This is a genomic window from Pseudomonas silesiensis (genome assembly GCF_001661075.1).
Classification (GTDB): domain Bacteria; phylum Pseudomonadota; class Gammaproteobacteria; order Pseudomonadales; family Pseudomonadaceae; genus Aquipseudomonas; species Aquipseudomonas silesiensis.
Genome location: NZ_CP014870.1, coordinates 549517 through 570588, shown reverse-complemented (window position 1 = coordinate 570588; position 21072 = coordinate 549517). Strand labels below are relative to the sequence as shown.

Sequence of the window (21072 nt, the reverse complement as noted above, 5' to 3'; positions counted from 1 at the left end):
ATGGCGCTCACCCGAAGCTATAAACACACCATTGCCGAGCGTGCCCAGCGCGACCCGGAGTTCGCCCAGGCATTGTTGGATGAGGCTGCTACTCTGTTTCTTAATGGTGAACCTGAAATGGCCCGAATCATTTTGCGCGATCTCGTTAATGCCACCGTTGGTTTCGAAGAATTGGCCAAGGAAACTGCAAAACCCAGCAAGAGCCTTCATCGAATGTTGTCTGCCAAGGGCAACCCAAGCATGGACAATCTGGCTGCAATATTCGCGGTGGTTCGCGCTACGCTGGGAGTGGATATACAAGTGCATGCGGTGCGTGCCCATTGAAGGCGTGAAAAGTCAGCAGCTTTTACTGCGACACCACACCGCACGCCACTTTTTTACTTATCAGCCCTGATCAGGCTAAATAGCCGCGCCTGATCGCCCACCCACCGGATTCGTCCCATGTCCCGACAACGGCTTGCAATTGCCTGGATCGCCTGCTTCGCAGTGCTGTTCAACATGCTCGCCATGCCGATGACCGGCGCGATGGCGCAGACGGCGACATCGCCTGCCGAACAGGTGCTGTGGGGCAGTTTCTGTTCGTCCAGCGGCACGAAGATGGTGGCGATTTCCCTGGGCGACACCCAGCAGAAAGCCCCGCAGGGCGACGATCATTCCAACATGCAGCATTGTTGGTGCTGTTCCGGCTCCGCACCACTGGTAGCGTTGCCCGGGCATATGCCGCAGCTGTATTACACCCGTTTCGAGGCCAATCGAAGCCGTCCCGCGGCCACGCTTGAAACGCCCACTCCGCGCCAGCAATGGCCGAGTCTCAACCCCCGCGCTTCTCCCCTGGTGTGATTCCTTCTCGCAATTGACTGCGTCATGAATCGTTCCGGAGAACTGCCATGTTGAACAAACTCATCGTTCTGGCTGCGTTGCTGCTGCCTGCCTGCTTTGCCAATGCTAACGAATACAAGGCCGCAGAGCTGGAAATCGCTCACCCCTGGTCGCAGGAGTTGCCGCCCAACGCGCCGACTGTCGCGGCTTACTTCGTGATTCATAACAGCGGTAAAACCGCTGACCGACTGCTCAGCGTCGACTCGACGATTGCAGGCATCGCCCAGTTGCACGAACACGTGAAGCAGAACGACCTGATGAAAATGCAGGAGGTGCCGAGCGTAGAAATCCCCGCAGGTGGCGAAGTCACTTTCGCCCCCATGGCCTATCACGTGATGCTGCTGGAGCTCAAAGACCGCAGCCTGCTGAGCGATGGCAAACGATTCCCGCTGACGATGCATTTCGAGAAGTCCGGCGACGTGACCGTCGAAGTCACGGTGCAGAAGAAGGCCCCGGACGGCATGCAAACGCACGCGCACGCCCAGTAACCGGCAGAGCTGAACACGCCCATGCGCCCGCTTAGCGCCAGGTCATCCGCACGCCGTCGTCAGCCATTGAGCCTGACCCGCGGCCGCTGGATCGGCTTGTTTGCCATGTTGATGATCTTTATCGGCCCGCTGATTTCTCAGTCGATGCCGATGGATCAACGCGCCGCTGCACTGATGAAAACCTCCATGAGCATGTCGATGGACATGGGCATGGACATGGACAGGTCGGCGATGGCGCACGCCGACCACGACGAGCAACCCGATGCCGAGCACTGTCCACCCCAGGCAGATCATCACGCACTGTGGGAAAAATGCGGCTATTGCAGCCTGCTGTTCAACTGCCCGGCACTCACCGGCGGCCAGTCCTTCGTCGCATTCGTCACACCCAAAGCCACGACCCACACCACCCCCTCCCCCCGCCTGGGTCATGCCCGGGCAACCGTCTTCCCCGGCGCCCGCACCCGCGCCCCGCCCATCGTCGCGTAAACACCCGCCTCCGATCCCGCACGGTTCAGAAGACAGCCCCAGGCTGCCGGCCGTGTCGTTTACGACTGTTCGATGGAAATTGTCATGTCCAGGTTTTCTGCTGACACACGCTTGAGCGCTGCCCAAGCCACTTTTGCCCTGAACGAATCCAGCATTCGTTTCAGGCACGCCACCGCATTCCTGTGCGGCGCACTGCTGACCCCCATGGCGCTGGCCGATGAACACGCCGGTCATAGCGAAGAACTCAGCCCGACGGTCATCACCGCCATCGCACCCAGCTCGCCCCTGACCATCGTCACCAACCCCAAGGACCCACGCCAACCGGTGCCGGCCAGCGACGGTGGCGATTACCTGAAGACCATTCCCGGCTTTGCCCTGGTGCGGAATGGCGGCACCAACGGCGACCCGGTGCTGCGGGGCATGTTCGGTTCGCGGCTGAACATCCTCACCAACGGCGGCATGATGCTCGGCGCCTGCCCCGGCCGGATGGATGCACCGACCTCGTACATCTCCCCGGAAACCTACGACAAACTCACCGTCATCAAAGGGCCGCAGACAGTGCTCTGGGGACCGGGTGCTTCGGCCGGGACCATCCTGTTCGACCGCGAGCCCGAAAGCTTCGGCGAACTCGGAACGCGGGTGAATGCCAGCGTACTGGCCGGCTCCTACGGCCGTTTCGACAAAGTGGTGGACGCCGCAGCTGGCGGGCCTCTGGGGTACGTGCGGGTAATCGGCAACACCGCACATTCCGACGACTACCAGGATGGCAACAACGACACCGTGCCGTCGCGCTATGACAAATGGAATGGCGACGTGGCCCTGGGCTGGACGCCGGATGCCGATACCCTGCTGGAACTGACTGCCGGCAAGGGCGACGGCGAAGCGCGTTACGCCGGACGCGGCATGGACGGCTCACAGTTCAAGCGCGAGAGCCTGGGCCTGCGCTTCGAGCGGTCCAATATCGGCGAGGTGCTGGATAAGGTCGAAGCGCAGATCTACTACAACTATGCCGACCACGTCATGGACAACTACACCCTGCGCACGCCGTCCGGCACCGGGATGATGGCCGGCCCCATGGCCTCCAATGTCGACCGCCGGACCCTGGGTGCGCGGATCAAAGCCACCTGGCGCTGGGCCGACGTGCAGTTGATCAGCGGTATTGATGCGCAAACCAACGAGCATCGCCAGCGCAGTGCCATGGGTATCGACGCCTACAAAGACCTGCCACGCAACAAGGACGCCGACTTCCACAACTACGGCGTGTTCAGCGAACTGACCTGGTACGCCGCCGATCGTGACCGGCTGATTACCGGTGCGCGCCTGGACCGGGCTTCGGCCAGGGATTATCGGCAGACCATCGGGTCCGGGATGATGTCGCGCCCCAACCCCACCGCGGACGATACCCGCGCGGACACCCTGCCGAGCGGCTTCGTGCGCTACGAGCATGATTTGGCCGACAGTCCGACCACGCTGTATGCCGGCCTTGGCCACACCCAGCGTTTCCCGGATTACTGGGAGCTGTTTTCGCCCAATTCCGGTCCCGCAGGCTCGGTGAACGCCTTCGATTCGATCAAGCCCGAAAAAACCACCCAGCTCGACTTTGGCTTGCAGTACAAGACCGAAGACCTGGAGGCCTGGGCTTCGGGCTACGTCGGGCAGGTGCGCGACTACATCCTGTTCAACTACACGCCCGCAATGATGGGCATGAGCTCGCAGGCCGAAAACATCGACGCGCGGATCATGGGCGGCGAACTCGGCGCAGCTTACAAGCTGACCGATAGCTGGAAAACCGACGCAACCCTGGCCTACGCCTGGGGCAAGAACAGCAGCGACGGCACGGCGTTGCCGCAAATGCCACCGCTGGACGCACGTTTCGGCCTGACTTACAGCGCAGACAACTGGAGTGCCGGGGCACTGTGGAGAGTGGTCGCCGCACAAAACCGGATCGACCGGAACAAAGGCAACGTGGTCGGCAAGGACTTCGACAAAACCTCGGGGTTCGGCGTGTTCTCGCTTAACGGCGCCTATCGGATCAACCAGAACTGGAAGGTCAGCAGCGGCGTCGACAACCTGTTCGGCAAGGCGTACGCCGAGCATTTGAACCTGGCGGGAAACGCGGGCTTCGGTTATCCGGCCAATGACCCGCAGGCCATTAAAGAACCGGGGCGAACGCTCTGGACCAAGGTCGACATGAGTTTCTAAGCGCATCGCGAGCAGGCTCGCTCCCACATGGACAGTGTTGAACCTGTGGGAGCAAGCCTGCTCTCGAATGACTGCGCAGCAGTCACTCGACAACAACAAAGAACCAAGCCAAGCGGAGCACAACCGATGAAACAGCCCAAAGTGAATTTCTACAATCTGGCCTGGCGCTGGCATTTCTATGCCGGTCTGTTCGTCGCGCCCTTCATGGTGATGCTGGCCCTGACCGGCGTCATCTACCTGTTCAAGCCGCAACTCGACCCGCTGATGTACGGCAGCCTGCTGAACGTCCCGGCCGGACACCACAGCGTTCCGGCTGACGACCTGCTCAAGCGGGTAAAAGCAGCCTATCCACAGGCAACGATCAAGCAGTACCTGCCACCGGTGAACGCCGAACGCAGCGCCCAGTTTGTCGTACTCAATGCCGGCAACGAACTCAACGTGTTCGTCGACCCCTACCACGGCGACATCCTCGGCGAGCAAGACGCCAAGAAGAACCTGCAAGCGGTGGCGCGCGCCATCCACGGCGAATTGATGATCGGCACGGTCGGTGATCGACTGGTCGAACTCGCCGCCGGCTGGGGCATCGTGCTGGTGGTTTCCGGCGTATTTTTGTGGTGGCCGCGAGGCCAGGCCGCTGGCATCCTGTGGCCGCGCCTGAGTAGCCGCGGTCGAGTGCTCTGGCGTGACTTGCACGCGGTCACCGGCTTCTGGGGCGCGGCGTTTCTACTGGTGATGCTGCTCAGCGGCATGACCTGGACCGGGTTCTGGGGCAAGCAATACGCGGGCGTGTGGAACGTGTTCCCGGATGCGATGTGGAATGACATGCCCAAGTCCGACGTCGAGGCGCGCAGCCTCAACAGCGCCACGCGCCAGACCGTGCCATGGGCCATGGAGAACACGCCGATGCCGATGTCCGGCGACCACGCCGAACACATGGCCCAGGGTGAGACCCAAGCCGGTCCCGCCGCACCGACCATCAGCCTGCAAGATGTGCAAAACATCGCCGAGCAACGCAAAGTCGAGCCGGGCTATAGCATCACCTTCCCGACCACGGCCACTGGTGTCTTCACCATCGCCGTATTCGCCGACGACCCGCGTAACGACGCCACCCTGCACGTCGATCAATACACCGGCGACGTCCTCGCCGACGTACGCTGGGAGCATTACGGCAACGTCGCCCGCGCCACGGAAATGGGGGTGATGCTGCACGAAGGCAAGATGTTCGGTGTGTTCAACCAGATCATCGTGCTGCTGATCTGCCTGATGATCCTGCTCAGCGCCGTCAGCGGCGTGGTGATCTGGTGGAAGCGTCGCCCGCAGGGCAAGCTCGGGGTTCCGCCCCTGCGCCACGACCTGCCGAAATGGAAAACCGCGATGGTCATCATGTTCGGGCTGGCGGTTGCGTTTCCGTTGGTGGGCGCTTCACTGGTGGTGGTGTGGCTGCTGGATCGGGTGGTGCTGTCGCGCTTCACCCGGCAAACCGAATCGGCCCCCTCTTCCTGAAACACCCCGGCCTCCCTGTAGGAGCGAAGCTTGCTCGCGATGGTGTGTCAGACGACACCCAGGCAGCTGACCCACCATCGCGAGCAAGCTTCGCTCCTACAGGGAACGGTATTGTGAGTGCCGCGCCCCAATCTGGCGCACCGCTTCGCACCAACGCGCCAGACGCGATCCTTCATGGTGCGCCATAAAATGGCGCAACCGCTCTAATACGACATTTTCCTGCCTTTTGCCGACCAGGCACAGCCCTTGCTAAAGACCCTTCAGTAGTCCGCATCTGCCACCCAAGAAAAATATCCAACGTTCATGGAGATCGCACAATGAAGCGTCGCAGCTTGATCAAGGCTTTCACACTATCGGCAAGCATTGCCGCGATGGGCATGGCCTGGACTGTCCAGGCCGCCGAGACCATCAAGGTCGGTATCCTGCATTCGTTGTCCGGGACCATGGCGATCTCCGAGACCTCGCTCAAGGACATGGCCTTGATGACCATCGACGAGATCAACGCCAAGGGCGGCGTGAACGGCAAGATGCTCGAACCCGTGGTTGTGGACCCGGCATCGAACTGGCCGCTGTTCGCTGAAAAGGGCCGGCAGTTGCTGACCCAGGACAAAGTGGCCGTGGTGTTCGGTTGCTGGACCTCGGTGTCGCGCAAATCGGTATTGCCAGTTTTCGAAGAACTCAACGGCCTGCTGTTCTACCCTGTGCAATACGAAGGCGAAGAGATGTCGCCAAACGTGTTCTACACCGGCGCGGCGCCGAACCAACAGGCGATCCCGGCGGTGGAATACCTGATGAGCGAGGAAGGCGGCAGCGCCAAGCGCTACTTCCTGCTGGGCACCGACTACGTCTACCCGCGCACCACCAACAAGATCCTGCGTTCGTTCCTGCACTCCAAAGGCGTGGCAGACAAGGACATCGAAGAGGTCTACACCCCGTTCGGCCACAGCGATTACCAGACTATCGTGGCCAACATCAAAAAATTCTCCGCCGGGGGCAAGACGGCGGTGATCTCCACCGTCAACGGCGACTCCAACGTGCCGTTCTATAAAGAACTGGCCAACCAGGGCCTGAAAGCCACCGATGTTCCGGTCGTGGCGTTCTCGGTCGGTGAAGAAGAACTGCGCGGCATCGACACCAAACCGCTGGTGGGCAACCTGGCGGCGTGGAACTACTTTGAGTCGGTCGAGAACCCGACGAACAAGAAGTTCGTCGCCGACTGGAAAGCCTACGCCAAGAAACACAACCTGCCGGGCGCCGACAAAGCGGTGACCAACGACCCGATGGAAGCTACCTACGTCGGCATCCACATGTGGGCGCAAGCGGCCGAAAAAGCCAAGTCCACCGATGTCGACAAAGTCCGCGAAGCCCTCGCTGGCCAGACCTTTGCTGCGCCGTCCGGCTACACCCTGACCATGGACAAGACCAACCACCACCTGCACAAGCCGGTGATGATCGGCGAGATCCAGGCGGACGGTCAGTTCAACGTGGTGTGGCAGACCGAAGGCCCGATCCGCGCCCAGCCGTGGAGCCCGTTCATTCCGGGCAACGACAAGAAGCCGGAGTATGCGGTGAAGAGCAACTAAGCCCCTGGATGTCGGGTCTTGGCACTCCGTTCAGGACCGACATAAATCCCTGTGGGAGCTGGCTTGCCTGCGATGCAGACGACTCGATGTATCTGATGCACCGAGGTGATGCCATCGCAGGCAAGCCCGCTCCCACAAATTCCGTGCAAGGCGACTTTCCATGCCCACCGCCCTTTACCGCTTCATTCTCGCCATCGCATTTTTATTGCCGATGGCCGCACATTCAGGCGACGCCGAAGACTTCGTCACGGCCAACCCCGTGCAACAAGCCAAACTCCTGGAGTCCTGGGCCGCGCAGCCCGATCCGGTCCGTGTCGAACTGATCAATGCCCTGCAACAAGGTGAATTGACCATCGATGGCCAACCGAAAACACTGCGACTGAACAATCGCCTGCGAGGCCTTATCGACACCGCGCTGGCCAGCCACCAATTGCTCGCCGCCGACGCCAACGTCCGGTTGGCCGCCGCACAGCAATTACAGAAAAGCGCCAAACCGGCGCAGCTGACGTTCCTCGATCGGCAGCTGGCCAGCGAAAAAGATGAAAGCGTTCACGCGGCGCTGAGCCTGGCCCTGGCCAATCTGCAACTGGTCGATACCGACCCGAGCGTGCGCCTCGCCGCCGTCCGGCTGCTGGGTGAAACCGGTGACCCGCTGGCCCGTACCCGCCTTGAAGGCTTGCTCGAACCCGGTGTGGAAGCCGATGCCACGGTGCGTACCGCCGCCGAGACCAGCCTCGCCCAGGTCAAACGCAAACTGCTGATCGGCGAGATGCTTGGGCAAGCCTTCAGCGGCATGTCGCTGGGTTCGATCCTGCTGCTCGCGGCACTCGGTCTTGCGATCACCTTTGGCCTGCTCGGTGTGATCAACATGGCCCACGGCGAGATGCTGATGCTCGGTGCCTACTCGACCTACGTGGTGCAGTTGATGTTTCAGCGCTTCGCGCCGCAAGCCATCGAGTTTTATCCATTGATCGCCTTGCCGGTGGCTTTTTTCGTCACCGCCGCGATCGGCATGGCCCTGGAGCGCACCGTCATTCGCCACCTCTATGGCCGTCCGCTGGAGACCCTGCTCGCCACCTGGGGCATCAGCCTGATGCTGATCCAGCTGGTGCGACTGGTGTTCGGCGCGCAGAACGTCGAAGTGGCTAACCCGGCGTGGTTGTCGGGCGGGATTCAAGTGCTGCCGAATCTGGTGCTGCCGTACAACCGCATCGTGATCATCGCTTTCGCGCTGTTTGTGGTGGTGCTGACCTGGCTGTTGCTGAACAGGACGCGCCTCGGCTTGAACGTGCGCGCCGTCACCCAGAACCGCAACATGGCCGCCTGCTGCGGGGTGCCCACCGGGCGCGTCGACATGCTCGCCTTCGGCCTCGGCTCGGGCATTGCCGGTCTCGGCGGCGTCGCCCTGAGCCAGATAGGCAACGTTGGCCCGGACCTCGGCCAGAGCTACATCATCGACTCGTTCCTGGTGGTGGTACTCGGCGGCGTCGGTCAGTTGGCCGGTAGCGTCCTGGCTGCCTTCGGCCTGGGGGTAGCCAACAAGATTCTCGAACCGCAGATCGGTGCGGTGCTCGGCAAGATCCTGATCCTCGCGCTGATCATTCTGTTCATCCAGAAACGTCCGCAAGGCCTCTTCGCACTGAAAGGACGGGTGATCGACTGATGAACCAGCCCCTGATGCTTACCGCCAGCCAAAAGGCCGGCCCAAAGGTCACTCTCGCTGTCGGCGCGGTGGTCCTCGTTCTGCTGCTGGCGCTGCCGCTGCTTTCGCTGTTGTCACCGGACAGTGCGTTTCACGTCTCGGCTTATACCCTGACGCTGGTGGGCAAGATTCTGTGCTATGCCATCGTCGCCCTGGCGCTGGACCTGGTCTGGGGTTACGCCGGCCTGTTGTCCCTGGGCCACGGCCTGTTCTTCGCCCTCGGCGGTTACGCGATGGGCATGTACCTGATGCGCCAGGCCTCGGGCGATGGCTTGCCGGCGTTCATGACCTTCCTGTCGTGGACCGAATTGCCCTGGTACTGGACCGGCACCAGCAGCTTCCTCTGGTCGATGTGCCTGGTGGTGTTGGCCCCGGGATTATTGGCGTTGGTGTTCGGCTTCTTCGCCTTTCGTTCGCGGATCAAGGGCGTGTATTTCTCGATCATGACCCAGGCCCTGACCTTCGCCGGGATGCTGCTGTTCTTCCGCAACGAAACCGGGTTCGGCGGCAACAACGGCTTCACCAACTTCCGCACCATCCTCGGTTTCGGCATCACTGAACCCGGCACCCGCGCCGTGCTGTTTTTCGCCACCGTGGTGTTGCTGGTGGCGAGCCTGTTCATCGGCTGGCGCCTGGCCCGGAGCAAGTTTGGCCGGGTATTGACCGCCCTGCGGGATGCGGAAAACCGCCTGATGTTCTGCGGCTACGATCCCCGTGGCTTCAAGCTGTTTGTCTGGGTGTTGAGCGCTGTGCTGTGTGGCCTGGCCGGCGCGCTGTATGTGCCGCAAGTCGGGATCATCAACCCGAGTGAAATGTCGCCGACCAACTCCATCGAGGCTGCCGTCTGGGTCGCACTGGGCGGTCGCGGTACGTTGATCGGTCCGCTGCTCGGCGCGGGTGTGGTCAACGGCATGAAGAGCTGGTTCACCGTGGCCTTCCCCGAATACTGGCTGTTCTTCCTCGGCGCGCTGTTCATTGTCGTGACCTTGTATCTGCCCAAAGGCGTGATCGGCCTGCTGAAAAAGAGAGGTGAGCAATGAGAGTCACTGCGACGGCCGAATTCATGCTCGAACCGGCGTTTTTCCCTGTGGAGCCCAACAAGGATGCAGGCAGCAGCCGCGACGCCATAGGCCTCGGTCAAAGCGTCGGCCCCGGCCTGGACACCCGCCATGGCACCATCCTGACCCTGGAAGACATCAGCGTCAGCTTCGATGGTTTCAAGGCCCTGAACAATCTGAACCTGTACATCGGCGTCGGTGAATTGCGCTGCATCATCGGCCCCAACGGCGCGGGCAAGACCACGCTGATGGACGTGATCACCGGCAAGACCCGACCCAGTCATGGCAAGGCCTGGTTCGGCGAAACCCTGGACCTGACGCAGATGAGCGAAGTGCAGATCGCCCAGGCCGGCATCGGGCGCAAGTTCCAGAAGCCGACGGTGTTCGAAGCCTTGAGCGTGTTCGAAAACCTCGAGCTGGCGCAAAAGACCGACAAGTCGGTCTGGGCCAGCCTGCGCGCTCGCCTGAGTGGCGAACAAAAAGATCGTATCAGCGAGGTGCTCGATACCATTCGCCTGACCACCTCGGTCAATCGTCCCGCGGGCTTGCTGTCCCACGGTCAGAAGCAGTTCCTGGAGATCGGCATGTTGCTGATGCAGGACCCGCAACTGCTGCTGCTCGACGAGCCGGTGGCGGGCATGACCGATGCCGAAACCGAATTCACCGCCGAACTGTTCAAACGCCTGGCCGGCAAGCATTCGCTGATGGTAGTGGAGCACGACATGGGCTTTGTCGGGTCGATCGCCGACCACGTCACCGTGTTGCATCAGGGTAGCGTGCTGGCGGAAGGGTCGCTGGAACAGGTGCAGGATAACGAGCGGGTGATCGAGGTTTATCTCGGTCGCTGATTTTTACTCCTGTAGGAGCGAGGCTTGCCCGCGAAGGGAACGCCGCGGTGCAACTGTTAGACCGCGTTATCGTTCTTCGCAGGCAAGTCGGATCGCCGCACCGCTCGCCCCTACAGAGGGATTGAGGAGATTCAGAAATGCTGCAAGTCGACAAGCTGCACCAATTCTACGGCGGTAGCCACATCCTGCGGGGCCTGAGCTTTGACGTGAAGGTCGGGGAAGTCACCTGCCTGCTCGGGCGCAACGGCGTCGGCAAGACCACCCTGCTCAAGTGCCTGATGGGCCTGTTGCCGGCCAAGGAAGGCGCGGTGAACTGGGAAGGCAAACCGATCACCACGTTCAAGCCGCACCAACGGGTTCATGCAGGGATTGCCTACGTACCCCAGGGTCGCGAGATCTTCGGCCGCCTGACCGTGGAAGAGAATCTGCTGATGGGTCTTTCACGATTTCCTGGCTCCGAAGCAAAGGAAGTCCCGGCGTTTATCTACGAACTTTTTCCGGTACTGCTGCAGATGAAGCAACGCCGTGGCGGTGACTTGTCCGGGGGTCAACAGCAGCAACTGGCGATTGGCCGGGCGTTGGCCAGCCGTCCACGGTTGTTGATTCTCGACGAGCCCACCGAAGGCATTCAGCCCTCGGTGATCAAGGAGATCGGTGCCGTGATCAAAAAACTGGCAGCCCGCGGGGACATGGCGATCCTGCTGGTGGAGCAGTTCTACGACTTCGCCGCCGAACTGGCCGATCAGTACCTGGTGATGTCCAGGGGCGAGATCGTGCAGCAGGGCCGTGGCGAAAATATGGAAGCCGAGGGTGTTCGCGGCCTGGTTACGATTTAATCTGTAACGCTCTGACGAACTGGAAACCATGAATCTACCTGCCCCCACTGCCCTGTTTACCCCAAGCTGGCACGCCGAGCTGGAGCTGGGCTACGCCCGATTCGGCGACAGCACGCGCCCGGTTCAGCGCCGGCACAAAGGCCCGCTGCGGGTGCAGAAGCATCTGTATGCCGAAGGGCCACAGGTCTGCCAGCACATCATCGTTCACCCGCCGGGCGGGATTGCCGGGGGTGACCGGCTGGACATCTCGGCCAGCGTTGGCCCTGATGCCTGGGCGCAAATCACCAGTCCTGGCGCGGCCAAGTGGTATCGCGCGGCCGGACCCGCTTATCAGCAGTTGGCCTTGAAAGTAGCAAGCGGTGCGACACTGGAATGGTTGCCGCAGGAGACCATCGTTTTCAGTGCTGCGCAGGCCGAACTCAGCACCTGCATCGAGCTTGAAGGCGATGCCCGGTTGTTTTATTGGGACGTAGTGGCATTGGGCCGACCGGCGAGCGGCGAGTGCTTCGACCTCGGGCATTTTCAGGCGCAACTCGATATCCGTCGCGATGGCCGGTTGCTCTGGCACGAACGTCAGCGCATTGTCGGCGGGGATGGCTTGCTCGACTCGCCAATTGGCCTGGATGGGCAGCCGGTGTTTGCGACCTTGCTGGTGACCGGCGAAATTGATAGTGATCTGCTGGAAAAGTGCCGATCGCTGCCCAATGAGGTGCGGGGAGACCTGACCCAGCTGCCAGGGCTTCTGGTGGCTCGATGCCTGGCCAGCGAAGCCCTGTTGGCGCGGGGCTGGTTGATTGATGTGTGGCGGTTGCTCAGGCCTGCGTTGCTTGGGCGAGAAGCCGTCGCCCCACGAATATGGAGCACCTGAACACCGATTCCCTGTAGGAGCGAAGCTGTTGGCGGCCTGGAAGCCCCCTTCGCGGGCAAGCCTCGCTCCTACAAAGGAACTGTTCGAACACCTTTTAAACTGCCGATTATGGATTCCAAACGATGGACCTGACCCCACGCGAAAAAGACAAGCTGCTGATCTTCACCGCCGGCCTCGTGGCCGAACGGCGGTTGGCTCGCGGCGTGAAACTCAACTACCCGGAAGCCATGGCCTACATCTCCGCCGCATTGCTCGAAGGCGCCCGCGACGGCCGGACCGTAGCCGACCTGATGCACTTCGGCACCACCCTGCTCAGCCGTGAGCAAGTGATGGAAGGCATCCCGGAAATGATCCCCGAGATCCAGGTCGAGGCGACGTTCCCCGACGGCACCAAACTGGTCACCGTTCACCAACCGATCGCCTGAGGTCGCGCCATGACTTACCACATCCGCGATGCCGTGCATGCCGACCTGCCGGCGATCCGCGATATCTACAACGATGCCGTGCTCAATACCACGGCGATCTGGAACGAGAAGGTCGTCGACCTGGGCAACCGCCAGGCCTGGTTCAGCGCCCGGGAATCCCAGGGTTATCCGGTTCTGGTGATCGTCGACAGCGATAACGCTGTGCTGGGCTACGCCTCATTCGGTGACTGGCGGCCGTTCGACGGTTTCCGTCACACCGTCGAGCACTCGGTCTATGTCCGCAGCGATCAGCGCGGCAATGGCCTGGGCCCACAACTGATGGAAGTACTGATCGACCGCGCCAGAGGCTGCGACAAGCATGTGATGGTAGCCGCGATCGAAAGCGGTAATGCCGCGTCCATACGTCTGCATGAACGAGCCGGTTTCGTGACCACCGGCCAGATGCCCCAGGTGGGCACCAAGTTTGGCCGCTGGCTGGACCTGACCTTCATGCAATTGACCCTCAATCCTGGCGCGCAGCCACCTGCCGCCCAAAAGGAGTAACGTCAGATGAACGCTGCCCAACTGCGCCGCGTCAATGTTGAAAGCTTTGCGCACTATCGCCAGGGTTTGATCGACCTGCTGCTCGATGCCGTGGGTTATGGCGCCAGCGTCGGGTTCATGGCCAATCTGGACGCCACTGAGGCACGCGCTTACTTCGATGACGTTCAAGAGAACCTGAACCAAGGCAACGTGCTGCTGTGGGTGGTGGTCAAGGACGAACAGGTGCAGGCCAGCGTGCAACTGACCCTGTGCCAGAAAGCCAATGGCCTGAACCGTGCCGAAGTGCAGAAATTGCTGGTGCGCGAACATGCCCGTCGCCGTGGTCTGGGCCAGCAATTGATGAGCGCACTGGAAACGGCCGCCCTCCAGCACAAGCGCGGCATGCTCTACCTCGACACCGAAGCCGGCTCCCCCGCCGAGGATTTCTACAAGGCCCTGGGTTACACCCGCGCCGGTGAAATCCCCGACTACGCCTGCGATCCGAGCGGCCGTTACAAACCCACCGCGCTTTACTACAAGATCCTCCAGGGGGCCCATTGATGATTCCCGGTGAATACCAGATCCAGCCCGGCGACATCGAACTCAATGTCGGCCGCCGCACGCTCAGCCTGAAGGTGGCCAACAGCGGTGACCGGCCGATCCAGGTCGGCTCGCATTACCATTTTTTCGAAACCAACGACGCCCTGACCTTCGACCGCGCCGCCAGCCGCGGCATGCGCCTGAACATCCCCGCCGGCACCGCCGTGCGCTTCGAACCGGGGCAGAGCCGCGAGGTCGAGCTGGTCGACCTCGCCGGGCATCGCCGGGTGTTCGGGTTTGCCGGGCGGATCATGGGTGACCTGTAAGTAATGGGTTGTCCACACCGGCCCCTTCGCCGGCAAGCCTCGCTCCTACAGTTTGGCGTCGTCCCCATACCGGCGACCGACCCAAATTCTGTAGGAGCGAGGCTTGCCCGCGAATGCGATTTCACATCCAATTGAATCCCAAGGCAAGCGCATGAAAATCTCAAGACAAGCCTACGCCGACATGTTCGGCCCCACTGTCGGTGACAAGGTCCGTCTGGCCGACACCGAGCTGTGGATCGAAGTGGAAAAGGACTTCACCACCTACGGCGAAGAGGTGAAATTCGGCGGCGGCAAAGTCATCCGCGACGGCCAGGGCCAAAGTCAATTATTGGCCGCCGAAGTGGTCGACACCCTGATCACCAACGCGCTGATCATCGACCACTGGGGCATCGTCAAGGCCGACGTCGGCCTCAAGGACGGGCGCATCGCCGGCATCGGCAAGGCCGGCAACCCGGACATCCAGCCCGGCGTCACCATCGCGATCGGCGCCAGCACCGAAGTGATCGCCGGTGAAGGCATGATCCTCACCGCCGGTGGCATCGACACCCATATCCATTTCATCTGCCCGCAGCAGATCGAAGAAGCGCTGATGAGCGGCGTCACCACCATGATCGGCGGCGGCACCGGCCCGGCCACCGGCACCAACGCCACCACCTGCACCTCCGGGCCCTGGCACCTGGCACGAATGCTCCAGGCCGCCGATGCCTTCCCGATGAACATCGGTTTCACCGGCAAGGGCAACGCCAGCCTGCCCGAGCCCTTGATCGAACAGGTCAAGGCCGGCGCCATCGGCCTCAAGCTGCACGAAGACTGGGGCACCACGCCAGCGAGCATCGACAACTGCCTGAACGTCGCCGACCAATACGACGTACAGGTGGCGATCCACACCGACACCCTCAACGAATCGGGCTTCGTCGAGACCACCCTCGCCGCCTTCAAGGGCCGCACCATCCACACCTATCACACCGAAGGCGCGGGCGGCGGCCATGCGCCGGACATCATCAAGGCCTGCGGTTTCCCCAACGTGCTGCCGAGCTCCACCAACCCGACCCGGCCGTTCACCCGCAACACCATCGACGAACACCTCGACATGTTGATGGTCTGCCATCACCTGGACCCGAGCATCGCCGAGGACGTGGCCTTCGCCGAAAGCCGCATCCGCCGCGAAACCATCGCCGCCGAAGACATCCTGCACGACCTCGGCGCGTTCTCGATGATCAGCTCCGACAGCCAGGCCATGGGCCGCGTCGGCGAAGTCATCACCCGTACCTGGCAAACCGCCGACAAGATGAAAAAACAGCGCGGGGCGCTGCCGGGCGACGGTGCTGGCAATGACAACTTCCGCGCCAAACGCTACATCGCCAAATACACCATCAACCCGGCGATCACCCATGGCATCAGCCATGAAGTGGGTTCGGTGGAGGTTGGTAAATGGGCCGATCTGGTGCTCTGGCGCCCGGCTTTTTTCGGTGTGAAGCCGACCCTGATTCTCAAGGGCGGCGCCATCGCGGCGAGCCTGATGGGCGACGCCAACGCCTCGATCCCGACACCACAACCGGTGCACTACCGTCCGATGTTCGCCAGTTACGGCGGTTCGCTGCACGCCACCAGCCTGACGTTTATCAGTCAGGCGGCACAGGATGCGGGGTTACCCGAAGCCCTGGGACTGAAGAAGACCATTGCGGTCGTCAAAGGCTGTCGGGACGTGCAGAAAACCGACCTGATTCACAATGACTACCTGCCGACGATCGACGTCGACCCGCAGACCTATCAGGTGAAAGCCGACGGCGTATTGTTGTGGTGCGAGCCGGCCGATATCTTGCCGATGGCACAGCGTTATTTCCTGTTCTGACGGACCTTCGAAAAGAAGCCCCGAAGGCGATATCGCAATCGGGGCTGGTCACATCATCAATCAACTATCGGCCTGCACCGTGAACGGTAGCTCCGTCCTTCGCAGCTTGGCACGCTCGATAGCTTGACTCGTCCAGGTTTTCATCAGGCCCTTGATCGCGGTGAACTGGGCCATCTCATCTTCGTTGCGCAGCTCGAGCTTTTTTCTGGCGATATCATCACGATAAGTGTTTTCCAGATAATCTTTCCAGAAAGGCTGCTCAAGAATGGTCTCCTCGAGCAGGTCACCCAGTTCAAGCCCCAGTACGTGCACACGAGCGGCCTCTATCATCTCGGACGTCACCCCGCTAATGGCCCGGAATAACATGCCACGCGCTTGCCACGGCAGATCCAGTTTTTCCGCCAGATCGGTCATATAGGCGAGCTGCACCTCCACTTCGTCGATCGTACCGGTAACGTTGCCATTGGCATCGACACGTCTGAATCGTTCTCCGTTCTCGAAGCGCGCGGCAATTCGTCGACGCGCAATAGCGCCGAGTTCATCCAGCCGGGACTTGCCCCTGGCCAATTCCACCAGTTCCGCCTCGATAAGTCCCGGATGCTGCAGAGCGTAGGCTTCCTTGACCAGAACCTTGACCCCCAATGCATTGAACAACTGGGTTGCTCCATCGGAACATTCGGTCACCACAACGGATTCGGAGAAGGCCGTTTCCCGCAACTGCGCATCGTCGTACATGGCCTCGAGCATTCGCCAGAGCTTGGCTGTCAGCTCGGCGCGGTAGGACAGCTGCGGCGAATTAAAGTCAGCCGACTCGGTAAGCCTTCGTACCATGTCGAAGAATTTTTCGGAACCGATCTCATCCTCAACCCCGTCCCAGATAATCAGCTTTTCCCTGAACGCTGACTCAGACAAGCCCTGACCCCATTTGTGGCTGTCCATCAATCCCCGTGGGGGGTAGGGACGGTCAGGATCCATGCCTAGCGATTCCGCATAACCTTTCAACTTGTTCAGAACACGCTCCGGCATCCACGCGGGATCACGGCTGACGATGGTCCGGGCCAGCAGTTCCGCCCGGAATGAGCCAGGAGCGACGTCTGGAATGATTGCCAATCGATTATGTTTCAGGTTCAGATAGATGTGCCGCGGACGGGATTTGCCAAACAGTCCGGTGGGCCATTGGTCGATGCCTGTCCGTTCAAGATCGAGGACCTGCAGATCAGGCATTTGACTGATGTCAGGCACGAGCCCCAGCGGATTGCCGTGCAGCCGCAAAACCTCAAGCCGGGTCAAGCTTCTCAACCGCGCGACCGCTTGCGGTGTCAGCATGATTTGATTGTTATCCAGCACCAGATGGGTCAGCTGACGCAGCTCGCCGATGGCCGGCGGCAAGCGGTTCATTAGGTTTCCTTCCAGATCCAACTGACGAAGTTGCGGAAATTTTTCAAGAAACTTCCCCTGGCTGGCAAGTGCATTGGTGCTACGCATGCTCAGGCTCGTCACGTGATCGAAATTGGCGGTCAGTCGGGGCAAGTCCGCCAGGTTGCGACCCATCGCAAAATCGTCCAGCTGCAGATGTTGCGCGCCAACGATACCCGGAACGTCGACACCCGCTGGCCCTGTTCTTTGCCAACATTGCTTGAGCGCCCTGTACAGCAAGTTTCGCGATTCCCACTTCAGAGCCCCCAGGGGGCCGAAGCGATTTTGCGAGTTCAACCAGCCTTGCAGTGCATTGTCCAACTCGCGGAACTCGGTCTCCAGGGCCAGGACTCGCGCAGGCGCCGCCTCGCCGAATTCCGCCAGCATCGAGTCGACCTGCGCCACGGAAAAATTCGGATAAAGCGCCCCGATCCGGCGCTTTAACATCGGCTCGTCGAGCACTTGGCGATAGCCCTGCATACCGCCAAGCAGGCGCATCGTTACAGGGTCATAAGCCGGTTTACGCAACGGATGTTCATTCAGGACCGATTCGAATTGCTCGAACGCCAACGGTGAACGTTGCAGATCTGACTTGAGCCGCTCCCCCTCGAAAATGTCATACCCCAGCGCCTTGCGTTCAGTGTCCGGCAACGCATGCAACACCGAGGCAAAAAAATCATCGCTACCGTGCAGGTGTTGATCACTCTCATCACGCGCCTGATAACCGCCCTCGTCTTCGAGAACAAGCACCTTGCGGATGGTTGCGTTTTCTGGACCGACACTGGCGTGAAGCTTGCCAGTGAACGAATGCTCACGAATTTCGATGCGCACATCGCTCGACCATCCCGGCAGTGCGGCCAGCGATGCCAGCTCCAATCGCCGCGTGTCGTTGTTCTCCAGCCCATCAAGATACAGCCCTTCATAGGCGCGGCTGACCCGCACGCGGTGCATGGCCTGGCGGACCTGTTCGCGCAAGCGCAAGGGAATGGTGCGCTTTTTCGTCAGGTGTTCGAGATCGGCCGGGGTAGCCTCTTGCAGCAGACGTGCGGCGACAGCGTTCGGCAACCCCGGATACTCATTGGTCAGCAGCTGCACCTGCTCCCCGCCGTCGAGCTGGTGCTGTTTGTACAGCGAATCAAAGAGTCGCTTATGGCGCAGCGTCGCCTGCTCCGCCAGCGCGTCCTTCAACGCCTGGATGCGCACTTCCTTGTTGCTGGAAATGGCTTGCCCCAACAGTTGATGGATTTCATCTTCGCCGAGGGTTTCGATTATGCGCTGCGGTAACTGCCCGTCGCGCAATTCGGATCGGGTCAGCTTGATCCGGTTCGCGCTGGCCACGTCAATATTTCCGATGAGGGTCGACGGCCCTTTCAGCTCAGGGCCAGCAAAGACTTCCACGGACCGGTTATCCGGCCAGCGAGGCAAGTCGGCCGTGAGTCTTGCCACATCCTCCAGCAACCGCTCAGGCACTTGATTGACCAGTATCTGTTGGCCGACCTTACCCGCTTCGGCATGCAGCCTGAAACGCTGGAGCGTATCGTCCAGCATGATCGGGGGCGGATCGAGCTCGACATGTAAACGTCGCAGTTGGTCTTCCGAAACACCCGCCACGGTCCGGATTTGCTCAAGTTTTTCATCCGTAAAGTCCTGGGTTGAAGCCCCCAGTCGGCGCAACAAGCGCGCCTTGTCCCACGTCAGCGGCTCATCGAGTTCGGTCTTCCAGGCCCCCGCGCCGTTGTGCTCGACAACAGGCCGATAGGCCTCGGGCCGGGTCGGGTGCTGGATGCGATACTGAGTAGCGTCCTCAACGATGCCGTAGTGATCACCCTCATGGGCCAGGAGTTTCTGGCCGTTGTTCTGAAACAGGCCCAATTTATCGGGCTTTGCATTCGGCTCCAGTTCAACGGGAGCCTTATAGCGCGAAAGATCAGGGTTCCACAGCGCTTGCTTGCCGTTCGACAGCGTAACGGGCTTGAGCGTATCCACCCTGCTCGACAGTTTGATTTCGGGGAGGACCTTGGCCCCGGCACCGATAAAGGCCACATTAAGGGCCACGCTGGAAAAGTGCGCCCACATGGCTTTCACGTCACCCTGCTCGTACGCTTCGATGCCTTCAAATACTTCCGAGCCCATCTGGGCGGCGCCCACGGCCAGCATGATCGGCCCCAGCCCCGGCACCACGAAAGCCGCCAGGTTGAACACGCTGTTCACCGCGTCCAGGAAGCTCTCCAGCCTCTCCATTCGAGCCTTGCGGTCCTCGTCCCCGGTAGGCACGGCGACAGCTCTGGCGTCGGCAAGAACCTTGTTCACATGGGCCTGACGCAACTGCTCCCACAGATTGCCGGTAATGGCGACCTCATCCAGCGGCAGTTTCAGCGGATTTGGCTGGAGCGCAAAGTCGGCTGCCGCACCAGAACCGGTGGGCTGATACAAGGCATTGAAGCGCTGAAAGAAAATGCCTTGATCCCGCTGTGGCACGAAACGGCTGAAAAAACGTCGATACGAGGCACTGTGCAAACGCGTCCTGAGCTCATTCATGAAGTCGGCGCTGGATGCATATTCCTTGAGTGGCTGCTGCGGGTCATTGGGGATATACACCAGCAGCCGCTCGACCTTGTCACTGTTCTTGCGGTCCGGACCGATCAGCAAGGGGCCGACCAGGGTAGAGCCGAAGATCTTCAGCGCCGCGAACGTCACAGGCTTCCCGTCCAGGGTGACATCCTTCTGATCGGTCACCACTTGCTTGAGCATCTGCCAGGCGTCGACACTGATGCCCCATGTGCTGTTGCCGCTGCCCATGGCGGCCTGGCGGCGACCGATCTCGGTGCTCAGCGCCAGCTGTTGTCGCTGGTACGCCTCCATCCGGTCATTGAGCGCCTTGCGGTCGACCACACCCCTGGGCTTCAGGATAGCCTTCAGGTGCTTCTGATACAGCTCGCCCAGATCCAGTGTGCGACAAAGCCTGGCAAAGGCATGCGGCGCAATGGACACGGCCTGACCATTGACCGCGTTGAACGTCGGTATGACGTCTCCGTCATAATCGCTCCAAGTGGTAATGATCTGACAATCCGTGCAAGGGCTGCTGTGTTCTTCGTCAGGCTCGAAGTTGGCCAGGGCGGCCTCGAGCAGCGATATGCCGCGATACTCGTACTTCAGCGCCGGATCGTTTTGCTGGTCGAAGACAAAGAAACCATAAAAGTCATCTCGATCCTTGACGCCGTATTTGCGCGCGAAATAAGTGTTCCTGACGTCCAGATCCAGCTTGAATTCTTTCTTGATCGCGTCCTTGAGTGGCTGTTCGGCGAAGGCCAATACATCTTCGATGCCGCCGAGCTTGTCTTCGATGTTGTTCAAGGCTTCGCGATACTGGATGTGACTGTCGGCAAGCGCGGTCCTGTCCTCGGGCATGGCGGTCAGGTACCAGCTGGGCAGCTCCATTTCATGTTGGGCAAGTTCCAACTGGCGTTGCGTCGAAGCCCCCGAGAACCACGTAGGCACGCGGTCTTTCAGGAAGTCGTAGTGGACACCCCGCAGGTCG

18 protein-coding genes are annotated in these 21072 nt (G+C 60.9%); 17 read left to right on the top strand and 1 reads right to left on the bottom strand.

All coding sequences use genetic code 11. The features are described from left to right. From PMA3_RS02465 to ureC, 17 genes are all read left to right on the top strand, one after another. The gene (locus PMA3_RS02465) at window positions 1-324 is read left to right on the top strand and encodes a helix-turn-helix domain-containing transcriptional regulator (RefSeq protein WP_064675685.1); all 324 of its coding nucleotides are present in this window, start codon (window positions 1-3) and stop codon (window positions 322-324) included. Between the two features lie 117 nt (window positions 325-441). After that, complete coding sequence (locus tag PMA3_RS02460; protein ID WP_064675684.1) at window positions 442-840, top strand: DUF2946 domain-containing protein; 399 nt, start codon at window positions 442-444, stop codon at window positions 838-840. Between the two features lie 47 nt (window positions 841-887). After that, a complete protein-coding gene (locus tag PMA3_RS02455; protein ID WP_064675683.1) occupies window positions 888-1367 on the top strand; it encodes a copper chaperone PCu(A)C in 480 nt (159 codons plus the stop codon). 21 nt (window positions 1368-1388) lie between these two features. Continuing rightward, window positions 1389-1853: a DUF2946 domain-containing protein gene (locus tag PMA3_RS02450; RefSeq protein ID WP_064675682.1), complete on the top strand. Its 465-nt coding sequence runs from the start codon at window positions 1389-1391 to the stop codon at window positions 1851-1853. 84 nt (window positions 1854-1937) lie between these two features. Then, window positions 1938-4055, top strand: coding sequence for a TonB-dependent copper receptor (locus tag PMA3_RS02445; protein WP_064675681.1), 2118 nt, complete (start codon window positions 1938-1940; stop codon window positions 4053-4055). A 126-nt stretch (window positions 4056-4181) separates the two neighbouring features. Then, window positions 4182-5558: a PepSY-associated TM helix domain-containing protein gene (locus PMA3_RS02440; protein WP_064675680.1), complete on the top strand. Its 1377-nt coding sequence runs from the start codon at window positions 4182-4184 to the stop codon at window positions 5556-5558. A gap of 317 nt (window positions 5559-5875) precedes the next feature. Next, entirely contained in the window at window positions 5876-7141 is a 1266-nt protein-coding gene (gene urtA, locus PMA3_RS02435) for an urea ABC transporter substrate-binding protein (protein ID WP_064675679.1), read from the top strand. Window positions 7142-7301: 160 nt separating this feature from the next. Next, the gene (urtB, locus tag PMA3_RS02430; protein ID WP_064675678.1) at window positions 7302-8804 is read left to right on the top strand and encodes an urea ABC transporter permease subunit UrtB; all 1503 of its coding nucleotides are present in this window, start codon (window positions 7302-7304) and stop codon (window positions 8802-8804) included. Continuing rightward, window positions 8804-9883 (top strand): urea ABC transporter permease subunit UrtC, encoded by a 1080-nt coding sequence (urtC, locus tag PMA3_RS02425; protein WP_064675677.1) that lies wholly within the window; start codon window positions 8804-8806, stop codon window positions 9881-9883. Before urtB ends, urtC begins: the two co-directional genes overlap by 1 nt. Then, window positions 9880-10749: an urea ABC transporter ATP-binding protein UrtD gene (urtD, locus tag PMA3_RS02420; protein WP_064675676.1), complete on the top strand. Its 870-nt coding sequence runs from the start codon at window positions 9880-9882 to the stop codon at window positions 10747-10749. Before urtC ends, urtD begins: the two co-directional genes overlap by 4 nt. Before the next feature lie 137 nt (window positions 10750-10886). Continuing rightward, the gene (gene urtE, locus PMA3_RS02415; RefSeq protein ID WP_064675675.1) at window positions 10887-11585 is read left to right on the top strand and encodes an urea ABC transporter ATP-binding subunit UrtE; all 699 of its coding nucleotides are present in this window, start codon (window positions 10887-10889) and stop codon (window positions 11583-11585) included. Between the two features lie 28 nt (window positions 11586-11613). After that, window positions 11614-12453 carry an urease accessory protein UreD gene (locus tag PMA3_RS02410; RefSeq protein ID WP_064675674.1) on the top strand — a complete coding sequence of 280 codons (840 nt, stop codon included), beginning with the start codon at window positions 11614-11616 and terminating at the stop codon, window positions 12451-12453. A 122-nt stretch (window positions 12454-12575) separates the two neighbouring features. After that, window positions 12576-12878, top strand: a complete 303-nt coding sequence (locus PMA3_RS02405) for an urease subunit gamma (RefSeq protein ID WP_064675673.1) — start codon at window positions 12576-12578, stop codon at window positions 12876-12878. 9 nt (window positions 12879-12887) lie between these two features. After that, window positions 12888-13421 (top strand): GNAT family N-acetyltransferase, encoded by a 534-nt coding sequence (locus PMA3_RS02400; protein WP_064675672.1) that lies wholly within the window; start codon window positions 12888-12890, stop codon window positions 13419-13421. Window positions 13422-13427: 6 nt separating this feature from the next. Next, window positions 13428-13961 carry a GNAT family N-acetyltransferase gene (locus tag PMA3_RS02395; RefSeq protein WP_064675671.1) on the top strand — a complete coding sequence of 178 codons (534 nt, stop codon included), beginning with the start codon at window positions 13428-13430 and terminating at the stop codon, window positions 13959-13961. Next, complete coding sequence (locus tag PMA3_RS02390) at window positions 13961-14266, top strand: urease subunit beta (protein ID WP_030128285.1); 306 nt, start codon at window positions 13961-13963, stop codon at window positions 14264-14266. Before PMA3_RS02395 ends, PMA3_RS02390 begins: the two co-directional genes overlap by 1 nt. A gap of 151 nt (window positions 14267-14417) precedes the next feature. Further along, window positions 14418-16118 carry an urease subunit alpha gene (gene ureC, locus PMA3_RS02385; RefSeq protein ID WP_064675670.1) on the top strand — a complete coding sequence of 567 codons (1701 nt, stop codon included), beginning with the start codon at window positions 14418-14420 and terminating at the stop codon, window positions 16116-16118. Window positions 16119-16178: 60 nt separating this feature from the next. Here the strand turns inward: ureC and PMA3_RS02380 are convergent, their stop codons facing one another. Further along, window positions 16179-20942 carry an NEL-type E3 ubiquitin ligase domain-containing protein gene (locus PMA3_RS02380; RefSeq protein WP_420848681.1) on the bottom strand — a complete coding sequence of 1588 codons (4764 nt, stop codon included), beginning with the start codon at window positions 20940-20942 and terminating at the stop codon, window positions 16179-16181. Window positions 20943-21072: the final 130 nt, after the last annotated feature.

Coding starts and splice junctions, on each gene's coding strand:
- PMA3_RS02465 (WP_064675685.1), top strand. CDS start 1: ATGGCGCTCACCCGAAGCTATAAACACACCATTGCCGAGCGTGCCCAG.
- PMA3_RS02460 (WP_064675684.1), top strand. CDS start 442: ATGTCCCGACAACGGCTTGCAATTGCCTGGATCGCCTGCTTCGCAGTG.
- PMA3_RS02455 (WP_064675683.1), top strand. CDS start 888: ATGTTGAACAAACTCATCGTTCTGGCTGCGTTGCTGCTGCCTGCCTGC.
- PMA3_RS02450 (WP_064675682.1), top strand. CDS start 1,389: ATGCGCCCGCTTAGCGCCAGGTCATCCGCACGCCGTCGTCAGCCATTG.
- PMA3_RS02445 (WP_064675681.1), top strand. CDS start 1,938: ATGTCCAGGTTTTCTGCTGACACACGCTTGAGCGCTGCCCAAGCCACT.
- PMA3_RS02440 (WP_064675680.1), top strand. CDS start 4,182: ATGAAACAGCCCAAAGTGAATTTCTACAATCTGGCCTGGCGCTGGCAT.
- urtA (WP_064675679.1), top strand. CDS start 5,876: ATGAAGCGTCGCAGCTTGATCAAGGCTTTCACACTATCGGCAAGCATT.
- urtB (WP_064675678.1), top strand. CDS start 7,302: ATGCCCACCGCCCTTTACCGCTTCATTCTCGCCATCGCATTTTTATTG.
- urtC (WP_064675677.1), top strand. CDS start 8,804: ATGAACCAGCCCCTGATGCTTACCGCCAGCCAAAAGGCCGGCCCAAAG.
- urtD (WP_064675676.1), top strand. CDS start 9,880: ATGAGAGTCACTGCGACGGCCGAATTCATGCTCGAACCGGCGTTTTTC.
- urtE (WP_064675675.1), top strand. CDS start 10,887: ATGCTGCAAGTCGACAAGCTGCACCAATTCTACGGCGGTAGCCACATC.
- PMA3_RS02410 (WP_064675674.1), top strand. CDS start 11,614: ATGAATCTACCTGCCCCCACTGCCCTGTTTACCCCAAGCTGGCACGCC.
- PMA3_RS02405 (WP_064675673.1), top strand. CDS start 12,576: ATGGACCTGACCCCACGCGAAAAAGACAAGCTGCTGATCTTCACCGCC.
- PMA3_RS02400 (WP_064675672.1), top strand. CDS start 12,888: ATGACTTACCACATCCGCGATGCCGTGCATGCCGACCTGCCGGCGATC.
- PMA3_RS02395 (WP_064675671.1), top strand. CDS start 13,428: ATGAACGCTGCCCAACTGCGCCGCGTCAATGTTGAAAGCTTTGCGCAC.
- PMA3_RS02390 (WP_030128285.1), top strand. CDS start 13,961: ATGATTCCCGGTGAATACCAGATCCAGCCCGGCGACATCGAACTCAAT.
- ureC (WP_064675670.1), top strand. CDS start 14,418: ATGAAAATCTCAAGACAAGCCTACGCCGACATGTTCGGCCCCACTGTC.
- PMA3_RS02380 (WP_420848681.1), bottom strand. CDS start 20,942: ATGCCCGAGGACAGGACCGCGCTTGCCGACAGTCACATCCAGTATCGC.